The 23347-nt window shown below is 38.9% G+C and carries 20 protein-coding genes; 11 read left to right on the forward strand and 9 right to left on the reverse strand.

From position 1 onward, the window contains the following. The first annotated feature begins 50 nt into the window (after positions 1-50). Positions 51-3500 (forward strand): PAS domain-containing hybrid sensor histidine kinase/response regulator, encoded by a 3450-nt coding sequence (locus MED121_RS03350; protein WP_036178631.1) that lies wholly within the window; start codon positions 51-53, stop codon positions 3498-3500. Positions 3501-3659: 159 nt separating this feature from the next. Here the strand turns inward: MED121_RS03350 and MED121_RS03355 are convergent, their stop codons facing one another. Together MED121_RS03355 and MED121_RS03360 are read right to left on the reverse strand one after the other, a co-directional pair. Further along, positions 3660-4097, reverse strand: coding sequence for a DUF411 domain-containing protein (locus MED121_RS03355; RefSeq protein WP_009832195.1), 438 nt, complete (start codon positions 4095-4097; stop codon positions 3660-3662). Between the two features lie 117 nt (positions 4098-4214). Continuing rightward, positions 4215-4556 (reverse strand): helix-turn-helix domain-containing protein, encoded by a 342-nt coding sequence (locus MED121_RS03360; RefSeq protein WP_009832196.1) that lies wholly within the window; start codon positions 4554-4556, stop codon positions 4215-4217. A 113-nt stretch (positions 4557-4669) separates the two neighbouring features. Between MED121_RS03360 and MED121_RS03365 the strand changes: the two genes are divergently transcribed. After that, complete coding sequence (locus MED121_RS03365) at positions 4670-5446, forward strand: SDR family oxidoreductase (protein ID WP_009832197.1); 777 nt, start codon at positions 4670-4672, stop codon at positions 5444-5446. A gap of 65 nt (positions 5447-5511) precedes the next feature. Here the strand turns inward: MED121_RS03365 and MED121_RS03370 are convergent, their stop codons facing one another. After that, entirely contained in the window at positions 5512-7578 is a 2067-nt protein-coding gene (locus tag MED121_RS03370; RefSeq protein WP_207382768.1) for an EAL domain-containing protein, read from the reverse strand. An 852-nt stretch (positions 7579-8430) separates the two neighbouring features. Here MED121_RS03370 and MED121_RS23560 point away from each other — a divergent pair. The 4 genes from MED121_RS23560 to MED121_RS03385 are packed head-to-tail and all read left to right on the forward strand — an operon-like array spanning position 8431 to position 11938. Then, positions 8431-9069, forward strand: a complete 639-nt coding sequence (locus MED121_RS23560; RefSeq protein WP_050764518.1) for a paraquat-inducible protein A — start codon at positions 8431-8433, stop codon at positions 9067-9069. After that, positions 9062-9706, forward strand: a complete 645-nt coding sequence (locus tag MED121_RS23565; RefSeq protein ID WP_050764519.1) for a paraquat-inducible protein A — start codon at positions 9062-9064, stop codon at positions 9704-9706. The genes MED121_RS23560 and MED121_RS23565 overlap by 8 nt, the downstream gene beginning before the upstream one ends. Then, positions 9696-11351, forward strand: coding sequence for an intermembrane transport protein PqiB (gene pqiB / locus MED121_RS03380; protein ID WP_009832201.1), 1656 nt, complete (start codon positions 9696-9698; stop codon positions 11349-11351). The genes MED121_RS23565 and pqiB overlap by 11 nt, the downstream gene beginning before the upstream one ends. A 2-nt stretch (positions 11352-11353) precedes the next feature. After that, the gene (locus MED121_RS03385) at positions 11354-11938 is read left to right on the forward strand and encodes an ABC-type transport auxiliary lipoprotein family protein (RefSeq protein ID WP_009832202.1); all 585 of its coding nucleotides are present in this window, start codon (positions 11354-11356) and stop codon (positions 11936-11938) included. 41 nt (positions 11939-11979) lie between these two features. On the opposite strand, the gene MED121_RS03390 is transcribed toward MED121_RS03385, so the two are convergent. The 4 genes from MED121_RS03390 to MED121_RS03405 all read right to left on the reverse strand — a co-directional run bounded on the left by MED121_RS03390 (position 11980) and on the right by MED121_RS03405 (position 15856). After that, positions 11980-13527, reverse strand: a complete 1548-nt coding sequence (locus MED121_RS03390) for a glutamate synthase-related protein (RefSeq protein WP_009832203.1) — start codon at positions 13525-13527, stop codon at positions 11980-11982. A 191-nt stretch (positions 13528-13718) separates the two neighbouring features. Further along, the gene (locus tag MED121_RS03395; RefSeq protein ID WP_009832204.1) at positions 13719-14069 is read right to left on the reverse strand and encodes a DOPA 4,5-dioxygenase family protein; all 351 of its coding nucleotides are present in this window, start codon (positions 14067-14069) and stop codon (positions 13719-13721) included. 80 nt (positions 14070-14149) lie between these two features. Continuing rightward, the gene (locus tag MED121_RS03400) at positions 14150-15130 is read right to left on the reverse strand and encodes an MDR family oxidoreductase (RefSeq protein ID WP_009832205.1); all 981 of its coding nucleotides are present in this window, start codon (positions 15128-15130) and stop codon (positions 14150-14152) included. Between the two features lie 123 nt (positions 15131-15253). After that, entirely contained in the window at positions 15254-15856 is a 603-nt protein-coding gene (locus tag MED121_RS03405; RefSeq protein ID WP_036178635.1) for a TetR/AcrR family transcriptional regulator, read from the reverse strand. A gap of 151 nt (positions 15857-16007) precedes the next feature. On the opposite strand from MED121_RS03405, the gene MED121_RS03410 reads away from it, so the two are divergent. The 5 genes from MED121_RS03410 (at position 16008) to MED121_RS03430 (ending at position 21397) form a co-directional block, all read left to right on the forward strand. Next, positions 16008-17048 (forward strand): alkene reductase, encoded by a 1041-nt coding sequence (locus MED121_RS03410; RefSeq protein ID WP_009832207.1) that lies wholly within the window; start codon positions 16008-16010, stop codon positions 17046-17048. A 270-nt stretch (positions 17049-17318) separates the two neighbouring features. Then, entirely contained in the window at positions 17319-17645 is a 327-nt protein-coding gene (locus MED121_RS03415) for a hypothetical protein (protein ID WP_050764520.1), read from the forward strand. A 118-nt stretch (positions 17646-17763) separates the two neighbouring features. Next, positions 17764-18417, forward strand: coding sequence for a YjbF family lipoprotein (locus tag MED121_RS03420; protein WP_009832208.1), 654 nt, complete (start codon positions 17764-17766; stop codon positions 18415-18417). A gap of 2 nt (positions 18418-18419) precedes the next feature. Next, positions 18420-19190, forward strand: a complete 771-nt coding sequence (locus tag MED121_RS03425) for a capsule biosynthesis GfcC D2 domain-containing protein (RefSeq protein WP_009832209.1) — start codon at positions 18420-18422, stop codon at positions 19188-19190. Beyond that, positions 19190-21397 carry a YjbH domain-containing protein gene (locus tag MED121_RS03430; protein WP_009832210.1) on the forward strand — a complete coding sequence of 736 codons (2208 nt, stop codon included), beginning with the start codon at positions 19190-19192 and terminating at the stop codon, positions 21395-21397. The genes MED121_RS03425 and MED121_RS03430 overlap by 1 nt, the downstream gene beginning before the upstream one ends. A 72-nt stretch (positions 21398-21469) precedes the next feature. Here MED121_RS03430 and MED121_RS03435 read toward each other — a convergent pair whose 3' ends face one another. Both MED121_RS03435 and fadA read right to left on the reverse strand, forming a co-directional pair. Next, positions 21470-22009 (reverse strand): GNAT family N-acetyltransferase, encoded by a 540-nt coding sequence (locus tag MED121_RS03435; protein WP_009832211.1) that lies wholly within the window; start codon positions 22007-22009, stop codon positions 21470-21472. A gap of 154 nt (positions 22010-22163) precedes the next feature. After that, positions 22164-23339 (reverse strand): acetyl-CoA C-acyltransferase FadA, encoded by a 1176-nt coding sequence (fadA, locus tag MED121_RS03440; protein WP_009832212.1) that lies wholly within the window; start codon positions 23337-23339, stop codon positions 22164-22166. Positions 23340-23347: the final 8 nt, after the last annotated feature.

A 23347-nucleotide genomic window follows, 5' to 3' on the forward strand; every position in this document is an offset into this window, starting at 1 on the left:
GAAAATATAACCTGTCATCAAACACTTCGATCAAATTTAGGAGTCATCATTTGACTCCTTTTTGGATACTTTTGGCTGTCGCCTATATTCTAGGTTTATTTTGGATTGCCCGTTGGGGCGATAAAGAAAACCCTAAGATCAAAAAACTAACCCGTCACCCGCTTGTTTACAGTTTATCTCTCGCCATTTACTGTACTGCTTGGACTTTTTACGGCGCAGTTGGTGAGGCAACTCGATTTGGTTGGAGCTATCTCCCCATTTTATTAGGCCCTGTTCTTTTATATTTACTGGCGTTTCCTTTTTTAAAAAAACTCACCTTTGTAAGCCATAAACAAAATATCACCTCAATTGCCGACTTTATTTCATCCCGTTACGGCAAAAGGCCCCTAACAGCCCCCTTGGTTATCATGATCGCCATGTTGGCCATCATTCCTTATATATCACTGCAACTGAAAGCCATTGGCTCTAACTTTAGCTTGTTCGTTAACCAAGAAGGCGTCTCCTCTTCTGCCATTGTTCTGATCGCCACCATTTCTGTGGGTATCTTTGCCGTTATCTTTGGTACCCGAAAAATAGAAGTGACAGAGTATCGCTCCGGCATGATGTTAGCCATAGCCGTTGAGTCCCTATTTAAACTGTTCGCCATTATAGGGGTTGGCTTTATCGCCATATTTTTACTTAATAAAGATGAGTCTTTTTCTTTAGTTGGTACTTTTCAGCAAACCTTTGAATCACCTATTTGGCAAACTGAAGACTTTTTTTCCTTTAGTTTTATCATGCAAACCTTGATGGCAGCTGCCGCTGTTATTTGTCTACCTAGGCAGTTTCACGTCACCGTGGTAGACCATCAAGAGAAAAAGCAACTTAATATGGCGCGCTGGGTCTTTCCGCTTTATTTAGCAATTTTTGCGATTTTAATTCCCCCTATTGCCATGTCAGGTCAAAACTTATTTGGCATAGACACTAATGCAGATACCTATGTAATTCAGTTTGCTTTGGCATCAAATAGCCCGTTTTTAGAGATTTTGATCTTTTTGGGTGGGCTATCAGCGACAACAGCCATGATTATCATTGCGACATTTTCACTCAGTATTATGATTTCCAACGATGTGATTCTGCCAATTATGCTTGCAAGGGCCTCATCAAGAGATCAGGCCCAACCTCTTTATCATAAAAAGATCTTACGTATTAGGCGCTTTGTTATCGCGGCTATCTTGATTCTGTCCTATCTCTATTATCAAGAAATGGCGAACAGCGAACCTCTAGCAGGTACAGGTCTCTTAGCTTTTTCACTGGTATTGCAATTAGTGCCTGCTGTTATTGGCGGCTTGTATTGGCGTCGAGGTCATGCAATCGGGGTCTACACAGGTTTTATTTTAGGTTTTGTCTTTTGGTTGTTATGGCTTATTTTCCCCCTACTGGGCACTCAAGATTGGTCTAATCATAACTTTGAAACTCGCGCTGAGGTGATCTCATTAGGCGCCTGTATTAGCCTGATCGCCAATATTTTAGGTTATATAGCAGGCTCATTATTAGCCAGAGAAAGGCTATTAGATAGAATTCAAGCCACCGCTTTTGTCAGCCCTACCGCGGAGCTTGAAGGTCGCTTTATTAAACCCAAATCCTCTGCTCAAAATGGTGATTTAATTGTCTTATTAGAAACCTTTTTAGGGAAACAGAGGTGCCAGCAAATTCTCGCCGAGTATCAAGAGCAACATCAGCTTGAGATTCTAGAAAAAGACTCCCCAGATAGGCTCTTTATTGATTTTTGTGAGCGTATTTTAGGCGGCGTTTTTGGCGGCTCTTCTGCCAGAACCATCATTAATTCAGTGATGGTGGGTAAACGTATGAAGGTAGAAGAAATGGTAACCTACCTTGATGAAGCCACCCAAGCCATTCAGTTCAACCAAAACCTACTGTTTGTTTCTATGGAAAATCTGGCGCAAGGCATCAGTGTCATTGATAAGGATTTAAGACTTGTAGCTTGGAATAAAACCTATGCTGAACTTTATTATTACCCTGATGATCTGCTTAAAGTAGGCGTCCCCATTGAAAGCCTCATCCGATTCAATGCCAACAATGGCGAATGTGGCTTTGGTGATGTGGAGAACTTGGTACAAAAGCGCCTGACACATTTGCGTAATGCAACCAAGCATAGATTTTTACGTCGTAGGGCAAATGGCCGCGTTATTGAGATGCTAGGTAACCCCTTACCTGAGGGCGGGTTTGTGACAAGCTTTACCGATGTCACTGAACATATTGAAAGCCAACACGCACTAAAAGAAGCCAATATCGATTTACAAAATCGTATTCAGGCCCGTTCCGATGAAGTAAAAAGTGTAAACCAAGAACTCATACAAGAGATTAATCGACGCGCGAAAGCAGAGTTAGAGTTGATCAAAGCCAAGGCAGAAGCAGAAAAAGCAAACCATACCAAAACAGAATTTTTAGCCTTAGCTAGCCATGATATCTTACAGCCATTAAATGCTGCCCGCCTTTATCTTGGTGCACTTGAGGCGGCGACATTAGAGGATTCAAGCCAAGATATTCTTGATAAACTCAATGCTTCGGTCCAATCCACCGAAACCCTTATTTCGACCTTACTCGAAATCGCGCGTTTTGACCAAGGTGCGATAAAGCCTGTTTTAGTTGATATCAAGCTTAACGAGCTCTTACTGCCAATAATCAATGAGTTCTCTGTCATAGCACAAGAGAAGCAACTAGATTTGATTAGCCGTATCGGTAATCACAGAGTCCATTCTGACTCCCTTTATTTGCGTCGCATTATTCAAAACTTTGTCTCTAATGCGGTGAAGTATACCCAAACAGGCAAGGTACTCATTGCCTGTCGCAAGCGCCAAGATCATCTACTGATCCAAGTATGGGATACGGGAGTGGGAATCCCTAAACAGGAACAAGATTTAATTTTTGATGATTTTTATCGCTGGCAAAACACCAATGAAGAAGGCCTAGGTTTAGGGCTAGGGCTCGTAAAACGAATGCAAACGCTACTCGGGCTAAGCAGTGAAGTGCAGTCAAAGGTCAATAAAGGCAGTTGCTTTGGTATTAGAGTCCCTCTCGCTAAAGAGGCGCATTTGATTGAGACAAGCCAACCAGTAAGTGAAAAACAATTACTTGAAAACGACCACCAGCTCTTAGCCTGGTGTATTGATGACGATCCTAACAATTTAGATGCAATGCAATCATTATTAGAACGCTGGCAGCATAAAGCCCATTGCTTTACCAAAATTGATGAGGTGTTATCTCAAGAGCAGCAGCCTGACCTACTCTTGGTTGATTTTCAATTAGGCCAAAGCCTTGATGGTCTTGCTTTAATTGAAACAATTCGAGATAAATTTGAGTCTCGAATTCCGGCGGTACTCATTACAGCCGTTAGAGATCCAAATTTAATCCAACAATGTGAACAAACGGATGTGCTTTATCTATCAAAACCGGTTAAACCAGCCAAGCTAAGGAGTATTCTTAGATCAATAAAATAGATCAATAAAATAGATCAATAAAATAGATCAATAAAATAGATCAATAAAATAGATCAATAAAATAGATCAATAAAATAGGTCAATAAAATAGGTCAATGGCTATTTTATTGACCTGAGTACTCTAAAACATGGCGAGTTTAAAAAGGAGTGAATCAAACGTTAGTATTGATTATACACATGGGTATTACCTGATTTATCAAAGGCAAGGACCTGAAAGTCTTTATAAGGTGCACCCTCTTTTGCCATGCCAGGTGAATGCATTGGCATACCAGGAGCAGACAAACCTGCAATATCATTAGGCTTATCTTTTAACAATTTATCAATATCAGCTTGTGGTACATGCCCTTCTATTAAATAGCCTTCAATAATCGCAGTATGACAAGAGCCTAACTGATAAGGTAGCCCATGGCTCTGACGAACACTCGACCAATTCCTTTCATCATGCACTTTAATCTCATGACCGTTTTTTTCCATTATTTGTGCCCAAGCTGTGCAGCAACCACAGTTTTTTGATTTGTATAAATCGATTGTTGCCGCAAAAGCGTGTGAACTCAGCATAACACTGGTCAATAATAAGGTTTTAGCTGTCAATTTCATGGCGATGTCTCCCAAATACGTAATGATTGCTTAAGCTTAAAAATGCAATATAGAGATAGTTTAAAGCTTGGATATAGGTCTAAGGTCAAAGGTTATTTACAGTTAAAGACACTAAACTCAATCTTTTGCATCAATTTCATCTTGTAATTGTTCAAGGTCATCCAGAATACGAATGAACTTTTGTCCAAACTGTGTCACCTCATATTCCACTCGTGGGGGAACCTCATTAAAGCTAATACGCTCTAAAATACCAAAATCAGTATTTTTTCGAAGACACTCATTCAACACCTTGGTACTTAAACCATCTGTACTTTTAACCATTTGACCAGGCCGATTAACGCCTTCTTTTAACAAATGATAGACGGTCAAAGACCATTTGCAGCCATATATAGTCTCTACCATACGCGCGCTTTTCTCTGGCGCTTTTTTTCGATCAATTTTATTTTCTAATGTTTTCATCAAGATATACCAAAAAGTACCTATGGAACCAATTTGTGCCTAGTTTTCAAGTAACTAGCGATCAATTTAAGCTATCAGCATCAACTTAAACAAGACCTTATTGGAGAAATGTTATGTCAAATACAAACACACCTTTTGCTTTTATTCTGGGCGGATCAAGCGGCATGGGATTTGCCACTGCAAAACAACTTGCCGCTAAAGGGTGTAATCTACTGATTGCATCAAGCTCTACAAAAAAATTAGCACAGGCCAGAGCTGAACTAGCAAGTATTCCTGGAGCTGGCGAAGTAGATACAATCCAAGCGAACCTTTATGACGAACAAGACGTCAACACTTTAATCAAACACATTAATAATCAAGAGCGTCCGATTGATTACTTTGTTAATGCCGCAGGTTACTTTAAACCAACGGCTTTTGTCGATCATCAAGCCGCTGATTATGATCAATATATGGCGTTAAACAAAGCCAGCTTTTTTATCAGCCAAGCAGTGGCTAACAATATGATAGCGCACAATTCAGGTTCAATTGTTCATATTGGTTCTATGTGGGCAAAACAAGCGATTAAAGCAACACCTTCAAGTGCTTACTCTATGGCAAAAGCAGGACTGCACTCACTCACACAGCATATGGCAATGGAGCTGTCTGAATTTAACATTCGAGTGAACAGTGTCTCACCAGCCGTTGTTAAAACCCCTATTTATCACTCTTTTATTAAAGAAGACGAATTAGATGGTGCTTTAGCAGGGTTTGATGATTTCCACCCAATTGGTCGTATTGGTACACCTGATGATATCGCTAGCACTATCTGCTTTTTATTAAGTGATGAAGCGAGCTGGGTAACAGGAGCAATTTGGGATGTTGATGGAGGCATAATGTCAGGCCGAAACTAGTTACAAGCTAGATTCATCCAAATAAAAAATACGAATAAGCACTTCTATTTAAGTGCTTATTCGCTTTAATCATGTCCATAATCAGGAATAGCGTCGAGATGCTCTTTTATCATCTTTTGTTCAAACGCGGCACTATCAAGCGGAACAGAAAATAAAAAACCCTGACCATAATCACAACCGATATCTTTCAAACAACGCCTTTGCGCTTCTGTTTCTATTCCTTCTGCGACGACTTTGATACCCAATTTATGAGCCATAGCAACGATAGCTTCACAGACAATTTTATCATTCACACTGGTGGTAATATTTTTAACAAAAGATCGGTCTATTTTTAAAAAATCGATATCAAACTTTTTAATATAAGAAAGTGAAGAATAACCCATTCCAAAATCATCTAGGGCAACATCAATGCCTAAAGATTGAAAGTTCACCAGTTTCTTGGGAATAAATGAATGTGAGTCCATCAAGATTCTTTCCGTAATTTCTATCGCGAGGGCCTCACCTGGTACGCTATAAGCATTCAGATATTCCACCCAATTACCTAAAAAAGCATTGCTTTTAAGGTATTCTATAGGAGAAGTATTAATATTGAGCTGGAAGTTTGGATCCAGTTTTATACGCCACTTGGCCACCTGCTGTGCAACTTGCTTAAACACCCAATCACCAATTTCACAAATCAAGCCAGTCTCTTCTGCCGTGGGGATAAACTCATTAGGGTAAACAAGCCCTCTCGTTGGGTGTTGCCACCGAATTAAAGCTTCAGCTTTGCTAATCAGCCCTGTTTTGAGCGCTATGATAGGTTGATAAACCAAGTGGAACTCTTGCTTTTCAATCGCTAGATGTAGCTCTTTCACCAGCTGCAATCGGCTAAGTGCTTCTTCTTGCATTGAAAATGAAAAATACTGAAAGCAGTTTTTGCCTTGCTTTTTAGCTGCGTACATAGCTTGGTCAGCAGCATTAAGCAGAACGTCAGAGAAGTTTGCATCTTCTGGATAAAAGGTTATCCCTATGCTGGCTGAAATATAAACTTGTTCATTATCTAACTTAAAAGGACGATTTAAAGCGTTCAAAATAGCCTGTGCAATTCTCTCAACCGTTATTTTATTGGCTTTATCCTCATCTTCGAGCTCAGCAATAATAATCGTAAACTCATCCCCCCCAAGACGGGCAACGGTATCTGATTTTCTGACACACTGAGTCAACCTCTTTGCGACATCCTGTAGCAGCAAATCCCCTTTGGCATGACCAAATTTATCATTCACTTCTTTAAATCGATCAAGGTCCAAATAAAATAAAGCCAAACTGCTGTTGGTATGATGGATACGATGAATTAACTGTTCTAGTCTATCGAGCAATAAACGGCGATTAGGCAGGCCTGTTAAATGATCATAATTAGCTTGTTGCCAAATTAGCTTTTCATCTGCTTTACGCTGACTAATATCTCGCATGACAGCAAGCACATAGGTTTTTTCTTCAAATTCTATGTAACTAATACTGATTTCGACAGGAAAGTCATACCCTTTTATATGGGTATGAGTTCGTTCAAAAATAATACTTTTCGATTTTTTAATTTTATCAATAAAAGCAGGCCAAGCACCGTCACCTGCCATTTTAGGATTAAGGTCTGAGACTTTCAGCTTATGAATAACCTCTTCTTTTTTATTCGCTAAATACTCAACCCCTAATTGGTTACATTCGATAATGTAAGAGGAGTGAGAATCAATAACATAAATTGCGTCATTAGAGCTGTCTAATAGTGTTTTAAACATGAGTAAAGATGCTGCTGTTTTCTTATGCTCTGTTAGATCAACAACTTGGGCTATCATTCGTTTGATATTCCCCTCTTCATCAGCCTCAGCGGCAAGCGTTAACAGGCCCTCAATAGTGCGTCCGGATTTGTGTAAATATTTTTTTTCAATCACGACTGTATCAAATGGGTTCTGTCTAAGGCGCTCCCGAATACATTGATTGACTTCGATATTATCTGGGTGGGATATGATGAGATTAGTATCGTAGATTTCATCTGAGGTATAACCAAGCAGGGACAGCATGGCACGATTCACATATTCAAAACTACCGTCTGAATACGACAACACCATAGGTACTGGCGTCGCATCAAAAATCCGTTTCATATTTTCATCCATGTCTGAACACATTTGACTGCTTTTAGACATAGTTTTTCTACTATTTTTCTAGCCAAGGTTCGTATCAAAAAATCAAACTAGGCTATTTTTTATTTTTAATAACAAGATTCAATACACTATAGCCTATATAAAAGGCTCTCTCTTTTCATTGTTTATTTAGCTAGTAGTGGTTAAGGAAGCTGCGAATAAGTCCTCCCGCCTCAGGGTGTGGATAAAAGTAACTAGATTTATGGCGAGGGGCGCAACTTAATAGTTATTCAATTGATAAGCGCCACAACATAAATATAGGGCTTTTAGAACACGCCCTTCGGGTCTTGTTGAAAAAGTGTCATCCTGTGTTATCCCTTCTCAAAAGGTACCTACAGTGACTTTTTATTAATAAACGCAAATTGACGCCTTGTTTAACACTTTTTCCCCTATACCTTAAGAGAGCAGACTCAGAAGAGGCGACTTAATCGCAGTTTCCTTAAAGCACTTCACAAGAAGAAAGAAGCCACACAGAACAAGGAAAACTCAATAGAAAAGTGAAAATGAATTCAGTTTAAGATACCCTCTTATCAAAATAGATTTATCTAAACGTCAGCAAAGACAAGATTGTGAATTTGGTTAATTATTTACACTGAATTTTCATAATTATCAGCTTATGATTAGCCCATACTAAGCAAACAAATTTTTCGTGGCCTTATCAAGGGAAAGCGATAAAAGGTAAACGCTGAAAAGCGAGCAAATTAAAGAAATAATCGAGCAAATGGGAAGCCGTCACGATACGCTCTAAACACTATCTTCTATCATTAAAAATCTAGTTTAAAATCAATATCAGATGCAAAAATGGTTAATAAAATGAAACAAATCACTAAGGAGAATCATGTCGAAGAGGCAGAAGCCACTATCGCCTGTCATGAATGTGACCTTTTGATTTCATTACCTGAGCTTGAATTTGGACAAACAGCATCATGTCCGCGCTGCAACCACCTATTAACTCGTCGTTTTTTAGGTGCCCATAATAGAATTTTAGCCCTATCGATTTCCGCGTTTATTTTTCTATTATTTGCTCTCCCTTTCCCTTTTATCAGTTTTACCAGTCAGGGAAAAGAGTTTGTCATTAGCTTTGCCGATAGTATTGTTAACATGGCTTTAATGGACTTTTTCAGCATTGCGATACTCATTCTTTTCACGACCTTACTTATTCCCGGTGCTTGCCTTCTTGCCTTAATTTACGTGCTTATTTCCTTACAAAGAAAGCGCCTTATGCCATATACACATCAGCTATTACAAATAGTCTTTATTTTAGTGGATTGGAATATGGCCGAAATTTTCTTAGTGGCTATTCTCGTCAGTTTTATCAAGGTATCTTCATTAGCAAGCGTGTTTTTAGGGCTTTCATTTTGGAGCTATGTTTTTTTCATTATTTGTTTAATTGCAAGTTTATCTCTACTGGATCGTTATCAAATCTGGCAAAAGGTAAAGCAGCATGATTGATAAACACAGAGATAATGCAGAACACAACCATCAATACGGGTGTCCCGTTTGCTTAACACTAAACCCTATGAGCCAACCTAGGTGTCGAACATGTGGACGTCACTTGCACCTGATAAAAAGTAAGAGCATTCAGCATACCATCGCCCTATTACTAACCAGTATCATTCTTTATATCCCAGCTAATTTATTGCCCATGATGTATACCAACTGGTTAGGGCAACAAACCACTAGCACCATAATGGGTGGCGTCATTTCTTTATGGGAACCAGGCACCTACCCGATTGCCATCGTTATTTTTGTGGCCAGTATATTAGTCCCAATTGGTAAAATATTGACCTTATCTTGGTTATGCCTGAGTGTGACAATCAAGAAAAGTGACTCAAGGCGAATTAATCTTGAGTTATATCGATTCACAGAGCTCATTGGCCGCTGGTCTATGGTGGATGTTTTTGCCGTCGCCATCTTGGCTGCTCTCGTACAAATGGGGCAAGTAATGAGTGTCTATCCTGGCACCGCTGCGCTAGCCTTTGCCGGCATGGTTATCACAACCATGTTAGCAGCAATGACATTTGACCCCAGACTCATGTGGGCAAATCAACCTAACATGCACAACAAAGAGAAACAGAATGCCCCCTGAAGTGTATTTATCTCCTGCTAAAGTCGATCAAGCAAGACCTATCTCCAAAGTATGGTTAGTGCCTTTTGTCGCGCTCACTATTGGTTTATGGATGCTTTATTACAATTGGACTAATCAAGGGCCTTTAATCACTATCACCTTTGATAATGCTGAAGGCTTAGAAGTCGATATCACTAAAATTAAACTAAGGGATATCACGATAGGCAAGGTGGTTGATTTAAAACTATCCGAGCAATTCGATAGCATTGAATTAACTGCACGTCTGGATAAAAACACAGACCCTTTATTAAAAGAGGATAGTAGTTTTTGGGTGGTTAAACCCAGAGTCGGAAAAGAAGGAATTTCTGGTCTAAGCACCATATTATCAGGCGGGCACATTGAAATTTCACCGGGACAAAGCAATGTTTCTCGATATGAGTTTACTGGCTTAGAAACCCCTCCTATTACTCCAGCTGGAACGCCAGGGCTTAGAATCACGTTAAACAGTGATGACGAGTTTGCCTTTACGACGGGTGATCCAATCATCTACAAAGGTTTAACCGTAGGCCGTTTTGAAAAAGTGAAATTCAATTTTGAAGATAGAATTGTCTATTATGACGCTTTTATTGAAGAGCCATATCATCAACTCATTACCAAGAATACCCGATTTTGGAATACCAGTGGTTTAAGATTAGATCTCAGCAGTGATGGTATTAGTGTACAAACGGGTAATGTGGAAACCTTACTCACAAATGGCATTACCTTTGGCGTACCTGAGGGCATGTTACCAGGCCCAGTAGCCACAGAAGAAGATGTATTTACCATCCACAGTGACAAAGAAAGTGCCAGCTCAACCAAATACCTCCACTCTGTGGAATATGTGATGCTAATTAGCACCTCGATTCGGGGTTTAGAAGTAGGCGCACCGGTTGAGTACAGAGGCGTGCATGTTGGTAAAGTAGTTGCAACAAACCTCAACCTTGATGCAGAAAAGAGTTTGCTAGAAAATGATCTTAAAATACCTGTTTTATTAAGCCTAGAACCAGGTCTCGTGGGTTTACCAGATACAAAAGAAAGTGAAGAAGGCATTCGCCGACAGACTCAAAACTGGATCAAAAAAGGCCTGAAAGCCAGTCTTGCTAATGGCAATATTTTAACCGGCAGTTTATTTGTTGAGTTACAGCATTTCCCTGATTATCCAGTTGATACCATTGAGAAAAAGAATGACTATGTCATTATTCCAACCATTGAAAATAACTTAGGCCAAATCGCTAATAAGGCAACAGACTTTATCGATACGCTTAATAAACTTCCGCTAGAAGCACTGACTAAAGATACCCAGCAAGTGCTAAAAGATTTGAGTGCGACATTAAGTCAATTAAATCAAACAAGTCGTAAAATTAATGGCTTAGTTGATCAGACCAAAGCCGCAGAACTCCCTAACCAGCTACAAGAAACACTGGATAAAGTATCAACTATGACACAAGGCCTCTCTGAAGGGTCTCCTGGATATAATGAATTACTCAATACGCTTCAAGCGATTCAATCCAGCCTACATGAACTTAAACCTTTGTTAAATAAAGTTAAAAACAGACCAAATAGTTTAATTTTTTCTGACAATCAACCCTCAGATATTGAGCCCTTTAAAGCGCAAGGTGAAGAATAATAATGACTAAAATATCTCTATTCCTACCTATTATTTTGAGCCTATTTTTACTAGGTTGTAATAGTCAGCCAACACCTAGCAGCCACTATTATATGCTAAACCAGCAACAAGAAAGCGACGGTGTATATGGCGTCAGTCCAATAAAAGACATTCAACTTAATTTGCCTGAGTATTTAAAGCAACCTAACTTGGTGCTGCAATTAAGTGAACACGAATTAAGTTACGCTTATTATCATACTTGGGCTGAGAGTTTGGATGATGCTGTGATAAAAAGCTTACATCAAGATCTAAGAGCAATGCTTAAAAGCCAGTCTAAAAAGACAGAAAAAACCAATCAAGCAAGAGTAAACCTTATTATCAATATTGATCACTTTTACGCGACCTTTAATTCAGATGTGATCCTTGCAGGCAATTACACAATAGTGAATAGCCAACAAACCAAAGCCTTATCTCCAGAGTATAATTTTACTTTTAAAGCGAATATTGAAGCAGATGGCTACCCTCACTCTGTTGCTAAAATGAGAGGCTTGGTGAAGGAACTTGCGCAGGATATTTTAATCCATTATCAGGCATTGAATACCCCATAATGTTAAAGGGTTAACTTGTAACCCTTTAACATTAAATAGCCCTAATCTAATGCACTAAAACCGGCGTATTTTACCCCAGATAAATACGCCATTTCCCTATGCCAAGTGGCAAGATCATTCTTATTAAATTGATTCAGATGATGATGGCCACAGGCTCTAGCCATCACAGCCATTAACTCAGTTGAGGCATTAAAGAAATTTGCTAATTGTTGCGCCGATTTTTCAACATTAAGCCTTTGGCGTAAGTCTTCATTTTGCGTTGCGATCCCAGCGGGACAATTATTGGTATTACACATTCTGGCAGCGACACAGCCTATGGATTGCATAGCACTATTAGAAACGGCTACACCATCTGCTCCTAAGGCCATTGCCTTCACAAAGTCGATGGGGGTACGTATTCCTCCAGTAATAATCAGCGTAACCTGACCTGATTTTCCTTGCTCATCCAGCAAACGTCGCGCTCGCGCTAAAGCAGGAATGGTTGGCACACTAATATGATCACGAAACATCTCAGGGGCAGCCCCCGTACCACCGCCACGACCATCTAAAATAATGTAATCCGCACCGGCATCCAGAGCAAATTGCATATCGGCTTCAATATGATTCGCACTGAGCTTAAACCCGATAGGAATACCTTGAGTTACTTCTCTTACTCTATCGGCGAATCGTTTAAAATCATCTAAGCTATGTAACTCTTTAAAAGTCGGTGGTGAAACCGCTGGTTGGCCTTCTGGAATGCCACGTACTTGGCTGATCTTTCCTTTATTTTTATTACCGGGAAGATGCCCACCTGTGCCCGTTTTAGCACCTTGCCCTCCTTTAAAGTGAAAAGCTTGCACCTTTTTGAGTAGCTCTTCTTGATAACCAAACCCGGCACTGGCTAACTCATAGAAGTATCGACTATTTGCAGTTTGCTCTTCGGGCAGCATGCCGCCTTCACCAGAGCAAATACCTGTACCAGCTAACTCTGCTCCCATGGCTAATGCGGTTTTTGCTTCTTCTGATAAAGCGCCAAAACTCATATCAGACACAAATAATGGAATATAGAGTTTGAGTGGCTTATCCGCATTGGGCCCAATAATGAGCTCAGTGGCGACAGGCACATCTTCTAATAAAGGCTTGGTTGCCATTTGTGCCGTCATAATTTGTAAATCATCCCAATGGGGTAAGAGGTGTCTTGGTACCCCCATTGATGTCATAGGCCCATGATGGCCTAATTTAGATAAACCTTCTCTCGCTAGCTGATGTATTAATGCTAAGGTTGGCTCTTCCTCTGTGGCAACGGCTATAGGCGCGGAACCTTTAGTTTGCTGAATACCTGGACCTGCTTTACCTACTTGCTCATTGGTAAAGGCTTTATGTGAGCCATCACAAAATGGGGTATTCGCACTATGTTTGCAAGCACACAAATAAGCATCATCATTAGAATCTGCTTTAAACATTTGAGGTTTAAAGCCTGTGTCTTTATGGGAACCATCACAAAAAGGTTGCTTTGCTGAGCGACCACAGGTGCAGAAGTAATATTCTTGCCCCATTTCCAGGCTAACTTTTATGGGTTTATTGTTTGCAATGACTGGTTGATTACTCATAAGTGCCCCTTATATTTAAATATACTCTGCCATGCTTTTTAAAAGGCATGGCTAAAAGCGTTAAATAAGTATGGTTCAAATAAGTGAATCTGCTTGCGGTAAAAGACTTCTTCTTTTGAAATTAGAACAAGTCTGGTTAGGGGTTAATTTCTAATTGAATATTAATTTTCGATAGCTTGAGTTATTTTTATTTATTGAAACATAGCAAGTCTAAGCTCTTCTGGCTCGCCTAACCAATAAGCATATTCAGTATGGTCTTTTAAATCATCCCCTGTGACGCCATGGACAAGTACACTTAAGCCTTGTCTGTGCTTTTCTAACCAAGGGATTAGAGCATCAAAAACATTGCTAGAGAAGGCAATTTGACAACTCCATTTAGGGTGTGGTCCAACTAACTTTTCATGTATTCGACCCACTCTAACCTTATGTAATTCATCGGCTAACTGACACAGATCCTTTGCAAGAGCCAAGGTCGACTCATCAAAGTAAACATGGGCATGGTAGGCTTTATGAATATTAATTGGCCTTTTTACACTACTCATTTTATCTTCCAAAATTCACTATTTTCCTTCACTCTAAATTGAGAGACTAACAATCAATTAGCCTCTCTTGTCGGCCACCTTTAAAGTGATACCAATACACGTCCTGTTACTTGCCCTTTGATGATTTTCTCGGCATAGCTAGGCACATCTTTTAAGCTGATTTTTTGACAAGCTTGTTGATAAAAGGAATCTGGAAGCGTCGCGATGACTTGCTCCCAAGCGGCCTGTCTTTTATCAAGCGGACAATGCACCGAATCAATCCCCAACAAATTAACACCACGCAGAATAAAAGGCATTACCGTCGTTGGTAAGGCAAAACCCCCAGCTAAGCCACAAATTGCGGCAGCGCCTGCATAATCAATCTGAGCAAGCGCTTTAGCTAAAACTTTATTACCGACCGTATCAACTACACCAGCCCAACGTTGCTTTTCTAAAGGCTTAGCATCTTGTTCGAATTCGGCTCTATCCATGACCTCTTTAGCCCCAAGCTCTTTTAATAAAGGACCATTTTCTTCAACCCGTCCTGAGCATGCCACAACCTGATAGCCCAACTCTGACAATAGTTTAATCGCAACAGAACCCACACCACCACTGGCACCCGTAACTAAAATTTCACCGGACTCAGGTTTAATATTGGCATTCTGTAATGCCTGAACGCATAACATGGCGGTTAATCCGGCTGTCCCTACCATCATTGCTTTTTCAGCATTACATCCTTCTGGCATAGGAACGAGCCAATCGGCTTTGACTCTGGCCATTTTGGCCATACCACCCCAATGATTTTCGCCAACCCCCCAGCCAGTTAATATGACTGAGTCGCCTTCTTTATATCTTTCATCTTTTGAGGAAACAACGACACCAGCAAAATCAATGCCTGGCACCATTGGAAAATCACGAATGATTCTGCCTGCTCCCGTTATCGCCAATCCATCTTTATAATTTAAAGAGGAACAGGAAACTTCAACTAACACCTCACCTTGAGGTAAATCACCAATTTCTAACTGCTTTATAGTCGCTTTCGTTGCTTTTTCTTCTTGTGTTAACACGAGTGCATCAAACATGAAATATTCCTAATCTTAATTTGATAAAACCATATAGGGTGTAACTTATTGCTGATATCTAGAGAACAATTGCTCTCATCCATCATATAGAGAGCATAAAATTAAAAGCTATTCCCCTTTGGTCTAATGTGAAGGTTCTAAACTCAAACGACGAATATCGTCAAACAACTGATCTGCAAGCTCTTGTAAAACATCACGAGTTGTTTGTGTTTGAGCAAAGGTTCTTAATCCATAAATCCCCATAGAGAGATAACGCGCCATATGAGGAATATTACAATTAGCTGATAGCTCTTTCGATTCAACCGCTAACTCAAATTGTTTATGAAAGGCTTTTTGCCAATCATACAAGCTCTCACTTATCACACTTTTCACCTCATCATCTTGGTCAGCGATTTCCGTTAAGGCGCGCGTTAATAAACAAGCCTTGTACTCTCCTTTTTGAGCACAATCCACAACAATGGAATCTAGATACAACTTTAAAGATTGCAATACAGGTAAGTCATGAGAAAAGTAGGCTTCAAAGCTTAACTCGCTGTCTGATTTGTATTGAAGTAATGCCGCTAGAAGCAAACCACGCTTATTTTCAAAAGCACAATATATTGATCCAGGATGTAAGCCAGTAGATTTCGTTAAGTCTTGCATACTGGTTTTACTATAACCTTTTTGAACAAAGGTATTCATGGCAGATCTGAGTACTTGTTCACGATCAAATTTCGCCGGAGGCATTAGATTAGTCTCTTTTTGATGAATGTTAGGCATCATACGTCAACTTGAATGTTTACTCAAAATAGACCTTGAATGTTCATTCAATCAAAGATATCTTGAATAAACATTCAAGATATCTACCCAATTATAAATGTGGCTAACAGGATAAAAAATGACCGATAATCTGTTTCAAGAATTTGAACTAAATCCAAGTATCAAACTTAAAAACCGTATTTTGATGGCCCCACTAACCCGTTGCATGGCGGATGATGATCTGGTTCCCACCCAAGCCATTGCGGATTATTACGCTAAACGTGCCGATGCAGGATTAATCATTACAGAAGCAACAATTATACGTCCTGATGGACAAGGCTATCCCAATACACCAGGACTCTTTACGAGTGCACAAATAGAAGGATGGCAAAAAGTCACCCAAGCCGTTCACAATCAAGGCGGTAAAATTTTTGCACAACTCTGGCATACAGGACGCGTGGCTCACCCTCACTTTTTTGGGTCAGATGTGTTAGCACCTTCCGCCATTGCCGTTGAAGGAAGGGTACCTAGGATGAGAGAGCTGGTTTACCAAACACCTAAAGCAGCAACACAAAAAGATATAGATCAGCTTGTCAAAGATTATGCACAAGCTGCAGCTAATGCGATTGATGCAGGTTTTGATGGGGTTGAAATACATGGTGCCAATGGTTATTTAATTGATCAGTTTTTACATCATGCAAGCAACCAAAGAGACGATGATTATGGCGTTACACCAGCAAACATGTCTCGTTTTGCACTTGAAGTTGTCGATGCCATTATCAGCAGAATTGGTCATGAAAAAACCGCCTTAAGAGTAAGCCCTGGTGCTTATTTTAATTTAGAAGGTGATGTGAAAGATAAAGCGGTATTTGATTATTTATTACCTGAACTTGAAAAGCGTGACCTCGCTTTCTTGCATATCGGTATTTTTGATGATGCGATGGAGTTTGACTACCTAGGAGGCCGCGCATCTTCTTATATCAGAAAAAACTACAAGAAAACCCTCGTAGGCGTGGGTAGTTTTAGTGCAGAAACAGGTAGTAAAGCCATAGCTGAGGACAAATTTGACCTATTAGCCATAGGTAGACCTTTTATTGCCAACCCAGACTATGTCGAAAAGATCAGAAGCAAAGCTCAACTAACAGAGTATTCCGATGAGATGCTAGCAAAGCTTGTATAAATATAGAGAAGCCTTAAAAATAAAAAATGATTTTCGATTTTTAACTAAACACAACATGAAATTTATCCAGATATTAATTTTTTGATTAACACATGAAGTTAACGTCCTACTTTCTTGTTTTTATTAGCCTTATTTAAACTTTATTTTCAATAGTGGCTTACAAAAAAGTGAATTTTCCTCTAAAATTTATTCGTTAGTGACTTAATTTTGGTTTATTGAGACGTTCGAAGTGTCTCTATACACTATGAGAATTTATACAAGGAGTGGTTTATGAAAATAATTGCTTTAGCTTTTTTGGCTAGTTTAGCTGCGGGTCAAACTTTTGCAGCAGGAGAAGCGGCAGGCGCGGCTTCAAGCACAGGCACAGCAGCAAGCTCTAGTGCTGCTGCAAGTTCTAGTGCTGCTGCAAGTTCAGCTGCAACTGCAGGAACAAGTGCTGCTGCAGCAAGTACAGGTGCTGTTGCTGCAGGTTCAACCGTTGCGGCAAGTGCTGCTGCTCTAGGCACAGTAGGAACAATTGCGGCTGCGACTGTTGCTGTATCTGTTGCAGCATCTGTTGCTGACTCTAACGGAACAAGCACAACAACAACGAACTAAGCCTTCGTTGCATAAAAGCCCAGCTTTCAGCTGGGTTTTTTTTGTCCTCTTTTTCACTTTCAACTTTCATTACAAAAGTAATTACTTTATGTCCTTTTTCCTCAAAAAAAGCATACTTATGCTCAAACTGATTACTTTTCTCATGCTATCAGGGTGCTCTCAAAAATTTGAAGATACATTTAGTACAATAAATACCTCTATTAATGGATATTTAGATGTTGATCTCAGTGATAGCCAATTAGAAAAACTACAATATGATAGCGTTTATGTAAAAATAAATAACGGCAAACAAATCTTAATGATTTTAGCCTTAATTGAAAATAACAAGGAGACTGGTCAGGAACAATTAAAATGGGTATCAGCTGATAAAGTCATGTTAATAACAGAGAATGGAAGAATTGTTAAAACATTGGGACTAAACCATAATTTAGTAGATCTAAGAAAAGAAAACTCGTCTCTCGCTTCGCCTCCTAATACTCTGAGAGAAAACAGCTTTATATATAGCTGGATGCCAGATTATCGTTATAACTTTCGAGCCATCTCTCATATTTCGCACATAAAAAATGAAATACTGCATTTATCTGATTGGTCAGTCTCAACCCAGTACACAATTGAAAGCATTAAGTTCGATAGTTTTAAAAATCATAGCTTTGAAAACCGCTACTGGCGAAATGAAGCAAATCGAACAGTTAAAACAATCCAATATATTGGACCAAATATGGATAAAATTGAAATGCATTTCATTAAACGCTTTGTTGAGAGTAAGTCTTAAAAATGAAAAAAATCACTTCCATTTATAGTTTATCAATTTCATGCTTTTCATTATTAGGCTTTTCTTTATTGAGCTTTTCATTAAGTGCTTCTCCTTTTAAAAGCTTAGAAGTATCAGTTGAAAATACTAACATCAGTTTACAATATGATAGACCTCAACGTTTGTTACAGGTTTTATCAGATTCACATCAATATATAGATTATTCGCCTTATACTTTAGGTGCATCATTAGTCATTAAAAATAGTAAAATTGGCTTTGAAAAAAAAGAAAATCTTATCAATAAAATAAATCTAAATTATAAAGCGAACGATAAAGTAGAAACAAAAAAAAATCTGTTATCAATACTAGAGAAGCATAATTTCAAAAAGAGAGAAGAAATCACATTAGATTTAGAAAAAATTCAATTAGACAAAAATTCAAACCCCATTATTCAAGGGAAATATGAATTAATGTTACCAAGAACACCAAACTATATTATAGTGATAGACCCATCAAATTCAAAAGACTTGATAAAATTACCCCTAAAGTATAACTATGATTTCGAAGATTACATTAATTTTTATAAAGACGGTTTTAATATAAAAAACAAAATAAAATCAGAAAAAATCACAATAGTCCAAGCGGATAAAGAAACTATCATTCCAAAGGTTAGCTATTGGAATGATAAAAATTACTATTTATCACCAGGGGCTTTTATTTATATCGGAATAGAAAGTTCACCTCAAATTAATTCTGATTTTATTGACCTTCTTAAATATCATGTGGTTTTCTAATGTTTAATCAACGTTTTCTCTACCTATTTTTACTCAGTATAGCTTCGTCAGTAAATGCGAATGATTCTGAGGCATTACCTCCCTTTCAAACCTATAAGCTCAAACCCTCTCAAATGGATTTTGGTGGAGTAGGCTTAATGCAAATGCCCACTGCACGCATGTCTAATGAAGGTGAATTCTTTTTTAATTATACTAAAAATTCAGAATATGCTTTCTATACCTTTTCATTGCAAGTTATGCCTTGGCTTGAAAGTACTATTCGCTATACCGAGGTGCAGGATTTACTTTATAGCAATGACGAAAGTTTTAGTGGCGACACTAAATATGCGGATAAAGGTATCGATGCTAAATTACGTTTAATCGAAGAAAGTGACTGGTTTCCCGAAACATCAATCGGTATCAGAGACATTGGTGGTACAGGCTTATTTGATGGCGAATTTATTAGTTTTACAAAGCATCTAGCAACTGAAAGCTTTGGCCAATTTGATTTTACACTCGGACTTGGCTGGGGATATTTAGGACAAAGTGGCAATATTACTAACCCTTTTTGTAGCTATAGCAACAATTACTGCACTAGAGATACAAGCTTTAATGATAATGGTGGGAGTATTGATTCGCAAAGGTGGTTCAAAGGTAATGCGGCATTATTTGGTGGTATTGAATATCAAACAAACTATCATCCATTAAGGCTAAAAGTTGAGTACGATGGTAACGACTATACCCAAGATATCCCTGTAACTAATGGCAATATTCTAATGGAACAAGATAGCCCTTGGAACTATGGGATTGTATATGGGTTAAGTGATTATGCAGATCTTAGAGTCAGCTATGAAAGAGGTAATACAATTACACTAGGCATTAGCCTGTCTACAAACTTTAATAATACTCAGCCTTTATATAAAGCTTATCCATCATTAGATAAAAATTTTGTAGAAAACGTTTCTACACCAAAATCCAATCAATCCATTAATTGGAAAGAGCTAGAACAGAGCTTATTCAATCACTCAGGGTATGATAAAAATGAATTTTACATACAAAACTCTAAACTCACTCTTTTAGCGGAACAAAATAAATACAGGGATAGAGACGAAGCTCAAGATAAAGCATCATCGATATTAAATGATTATTTACCTAATACAATCACTCAATTTAATATTATTGAAAAAGTAAATAGTCTTCCAATCTCTGAAAATGTAATCGATAGAGAAAATTATATTAACTATCAAGCAGTAAACTATATTAACCCTAAAACAGAAGACTTTATCCAGCAGTCAGATCAGGTTAACCTTCCTTCATCAAGCTCAGCCTATCAAACAGAAGATAATTTTTCTTATGGCTTCTCGCCTGCATTAACTCAAACCTTAGGCAGTGCTGAAGATTTTTATCTTTATAGTATTGGAACAAAATTTGATTCATCTTATTGGTTCGCTTCAAGCTGGCAACTAGATTCGAGCATCTATTTTAACCTCTTAGATAATTACGATAAATTTAACTATACGGTTCCAGATGATAATACTTCTAACCCAAGAGTAAGAACACTTGCTCGCGAATATATTCATGATAATCATGTTTATTTAACGAATCTACAACTCAGTAATTTTCAAAAATATAGTCATAACTGGTATCAACAAACTTACCTTGGTTATCTAGAACAAATGTTTGCAGGTTTTGGTAGCGAATTACTTTATCGACGTAAAGAGGCCAACTGGGCCATAGGACTAGACTGGAATATCATCTCTCAGCGCGACCCAAATTCATGGTTAAGCACTTATAATAACCCTTGGGATTACAGTGACACTGAAGAGGTGCTCTCCAAGGGAACAACAGGTCATATGTCAATTTACTATAGACCTGAATGGAGTCTTCTCAAAGACACACTCTTCCAATTAGATTACGGTAAATTCCTTGCAGGGGATGTCGGGCTTCAATTAGAGTTTTCTAAACAGTTTGATAGCGGCATTATCGTCGGTGCCTATGCCAGCAAAACAGATATGTCGGCAGAAGAGTTTGGGGAAGGCAGCTTTACAAAAGGCTTCTACTTCACTGTCCCCTTTGATATTTTAACGGTTAAACCTAACTCAAGTCGCGCTAATTTCCATTGGCAACCCCTAACACGTGATGGCGGGCAAAAGCTTAACAAACAGAATTATCTTTATGAGATAACGGACCAACTTAACCCTTGGTATGAAAGGCCAGTTAAACACTAAAACGTCACGCGAAAACTTAGCCTAAAAGAGAAGAATTTCTAAGTACTCTTCTCTTTTGGCCTATCTTTCCACTTAAAACGATATACTATTTTTCAATAAAGCAGCCTTTTCCCAAGTATAAATAATTTCATTTACTTGGGTACCACAAGGTGCTGACCAGACACCTTCATCAGCCTTTATGCCTCCTAGCTTTTCATAAAAACGAATCGCAGCTTTGTTTTCCGCTAGTACTTCTAAATAAAGGCCTATACTTTCAAGATTATCTAAATGTGACAATGCATTTAAGATAAGCTTTTTACCAATCCCCTTACCTTTAAAAGATTCTGCTACATGTAAGTTATCTAATAAAATGGCAGCTTTCTTTTCACGTATGTTTGTTTCAATACAGATAAAGCCAGCGACTTCATCCTTGACTTCATCTTTAGCAATGAGAATAAACTGACTTTCTGATGGCGCTTTCAACCTTTGATTCCAAATAGCATACCTATCTTCAAGCACGTTATTTTCTAGGTAACTTGAAGCTAAAATATCCTTATAGGTTTTTTGCCAACTTTTAGCATGTAAATTTGCAATAGCGTCTAGATCTCTCAAACCTGCTTGTCGATATTCCACACCTCAACTCCTTTTTCATGGTTTAACTGCTAGCTCAAAGTAAATTATAAGCACTTTTTTAAAGCAAAAAAAAGCCCCTCAAAGAGGGGCTAAAAGACAGAGATGGACTTTCAAATAACATTGAAAACGGGTGCGGGGGTGCACCCTTTTTCAATTACAAACGTTCGAAAACGGTTGCAATACCTTGCCCCATGCCAATACACATAGTAGCAAGACCTAGTGTTGCATCTTTCTCCTTCATCACATTAAGCAATGTTGTCGAAATACGCGTACCTGAACAACCCAGAGGGTGACCGAGGGCGATAGCACCACCGTTCAAGTTCACTTTGGTTTCTAAATCATTAAGTAGTTTCAAGTCTTTCATGACAGGTAAAGCCTGTGCTGCGAAAGCTTCATTCAACTCAACAATTTCAATATCAGAGATAGTTAAACCCGCACGTTTAAGTGCTTTTTTCGATGCTGGTACAGGGCCATAACCCATGATTGCTGGATCACAACCAGCTACAGCCATGCTCTTAACGCGAGCTATTGGTGTAACACCCAGCTCTTCAGCTTTTTTAGCTGACATCATCAACATAGCAGACGCACCATCAGACAAAGCAGAAGAAGTACCGGCAGTTACTGTGCCGCCTTTTGGCATAAATACAGGGCGCAAGCCACCAAGAGATTCCATATTCGTTTCTGGACGGATCACTTCATCCACTTCCACCAATACTTTATTACCTTGTGCATCATGGCCTTCAATCGGCACGATTTCATTGTCAAAACGACCTGCTAAAGTCGCTTCGTGAGCAAGACGGTGTGAGCGTACACCCATAGCGTCTTGATCTTCACGGCTAATGCCATGCATCTTACCTAGCATTTCAGCTGTTACACCCATCATCATGGATGCTTTTGCCATATGCTTAGACATAGCAGGGTTAACATCAACACCGTGCATCATATCCACGTGACCCATGTGCTCCACACCACCAACGACAAACACATCACCTTGACCTGTCATAATAGCTTGAGCAGCAGTATGAATCGCTGACATAGATGAACCACACAAACGGTTCACAGTTTGCGCAGCCGATGTCACAGGCAAGCCGCCCATAAGCGCAACAGCACGAGCCATATTAAAACCTTGCTCTAGGGTTTGGTTAACACAACCCCAGATCAAATCTTCGACTTCATTTACGTCAACACCAGGGTTACGTTTGAATAAAGCTTTTACTAAACCTGCAGATAAGTTTTCTGCACGTACATTTCTAAATACACCGTTTTTCGTCTTACCCATAGGTGAGCGTACGGCATCAATGATGACTACATCGTTTGGATTCAATTTCATGGATTATC

The sequence above is a fragment of the Marinomonas sp. MED121 genome (assembly GCF_000153025.1).
Lineage (GTDB): Bacteria > Pseudomonadota > Gammaproteobacteria > Pseudomonadales > Marinomonadaceae > Marinomonas.

Excerpts from the sequence above, each read along its gene's own strand:
- MED121_RS03355 (WP_009832195.1), bottom strand. The coding sequence starts at position 4,097 with ATGAAATTGACAGCTAAAACCTTATTATTGACCAGTGTTATGCTGAGT.
- MED121_RS03360 (WP_009832196.1), bottom strand. The coding sequence starts at position 4,556 with ATGAAAACATTAGAAAATAAAATTGATCGAAAAAAAGCGCCAGAGAAA.
- MED121_RS03365 (WP_009832197.1), top strand. The coding sequence starts at position 4,670 with ATGTCAAATACAAACACACCTTTTGCTTTTATTCTGGGCGGATCAAGC.
- MED121_RS03370 (WP_207382768.1), bottom strand. The coding sequence starts at position 7,578 with ATGAAACGGATTTTTGATGCGACGCCAGTACCTATGGTGTTGTCGTAT.
- MED121_RS23560 (WP_050764518.1), top strand. The coding sequence starts at position 8,431 with ATGAAACAAATCACTAAGGAGAATCATGTCGAAGAGGCAGAAGCCACT.
- MED121_RS23565 (WP_050764519.1), top strand. The coding sequence starts at position 9,062 with ATGATTGATAAACACAGAGATAATGCAGAACACAACCATCAATACGGG.
- pqiB (WP_009832201.1), top strand. The coding sequence starts at position 9,696 with ATGCCCCCTGAAGTGTATTTATCTCCTGCTAAAGTCGATCAAGCAAGA.
- MED121_RS03385 (WP_009832202.1), top strand. The coding sequence starts at position 11,354 with ATGACTAAAATATCTCTATTCCTACCTATTATTTTGAGCCTATTTTTA.
- MED121_RS03390 (WP_009832203.1), bottom strand. The coding sequence starts at position 13,527 with ATGAGTAATCAACCAGTCATTGCAAACAATAAACCCATAAAAGTTAGC.
- MED121_RS03395 (WP_009832204.1), bottom strand. The coding sequence starts at position 14,069 with ATGAGTAGTGTAAAAAGGCCAATTAATATTCATAAAGCCTACCATGCC.
- MED121_RS03400 (WP_009832205.1), bottom strand. The coding sequence starts at position 15,130 with ATGTTTGATGCACTCGTGTTAACACAAGAAGAAAAAGCAACGAAAGCG.
- MED121_RS03405 (WP_036178635.1), bottom strand. The coding sequence starts at position 15,856 with ATGCCTCCGGCGAAATTTGATCGTGAACAAGTACTCAGATCTGCCATG.
- MED121_RS03410 (WP_009832207.1), top strand. The coding sequence starts at position 16,008 with ATGACCGATAATCTGTTTCAAGAATTTGAACTAAATCCAAGTATCAAA.
- MED121_RS03415 (WP_050764520.1), top strand. The coding sequence starts at position 17,319 with ATGAAAATAATTGCTTTAGCTTTTTTGGCTAGTTTAGCTGCGGGTCAA.
- MED121_RS03420 (WP_009832208.1), top strand. The coding sequence starts at position 17,764 with ATGCTCAAACTGATTACTTTTCTCATGCTATCAGGGTGCTCTCAAAAA.
- MED121_RS03425 (WP_009832209.1), top strand. The coding sequence starts at position 18,420 with ATGAAAAAAATCACTTCCATTTATAGTTTATCAATTTCATGCTTTTCA.
- MED121_RS03430 (WP_009832210.1), top strand. The coding sequence starts at position 19,190 with ATGTTTAATCAACGTTTTCTCTACCTATTTTTACTCAGTATAGCTTCG.
- fadA (WP_009832212.1), bottom strand. The coding sequence starts at position 23,339 with ATGAAATTGAATCCAAACGATGTAGTCATCATTGATGCCGTACGCTCA.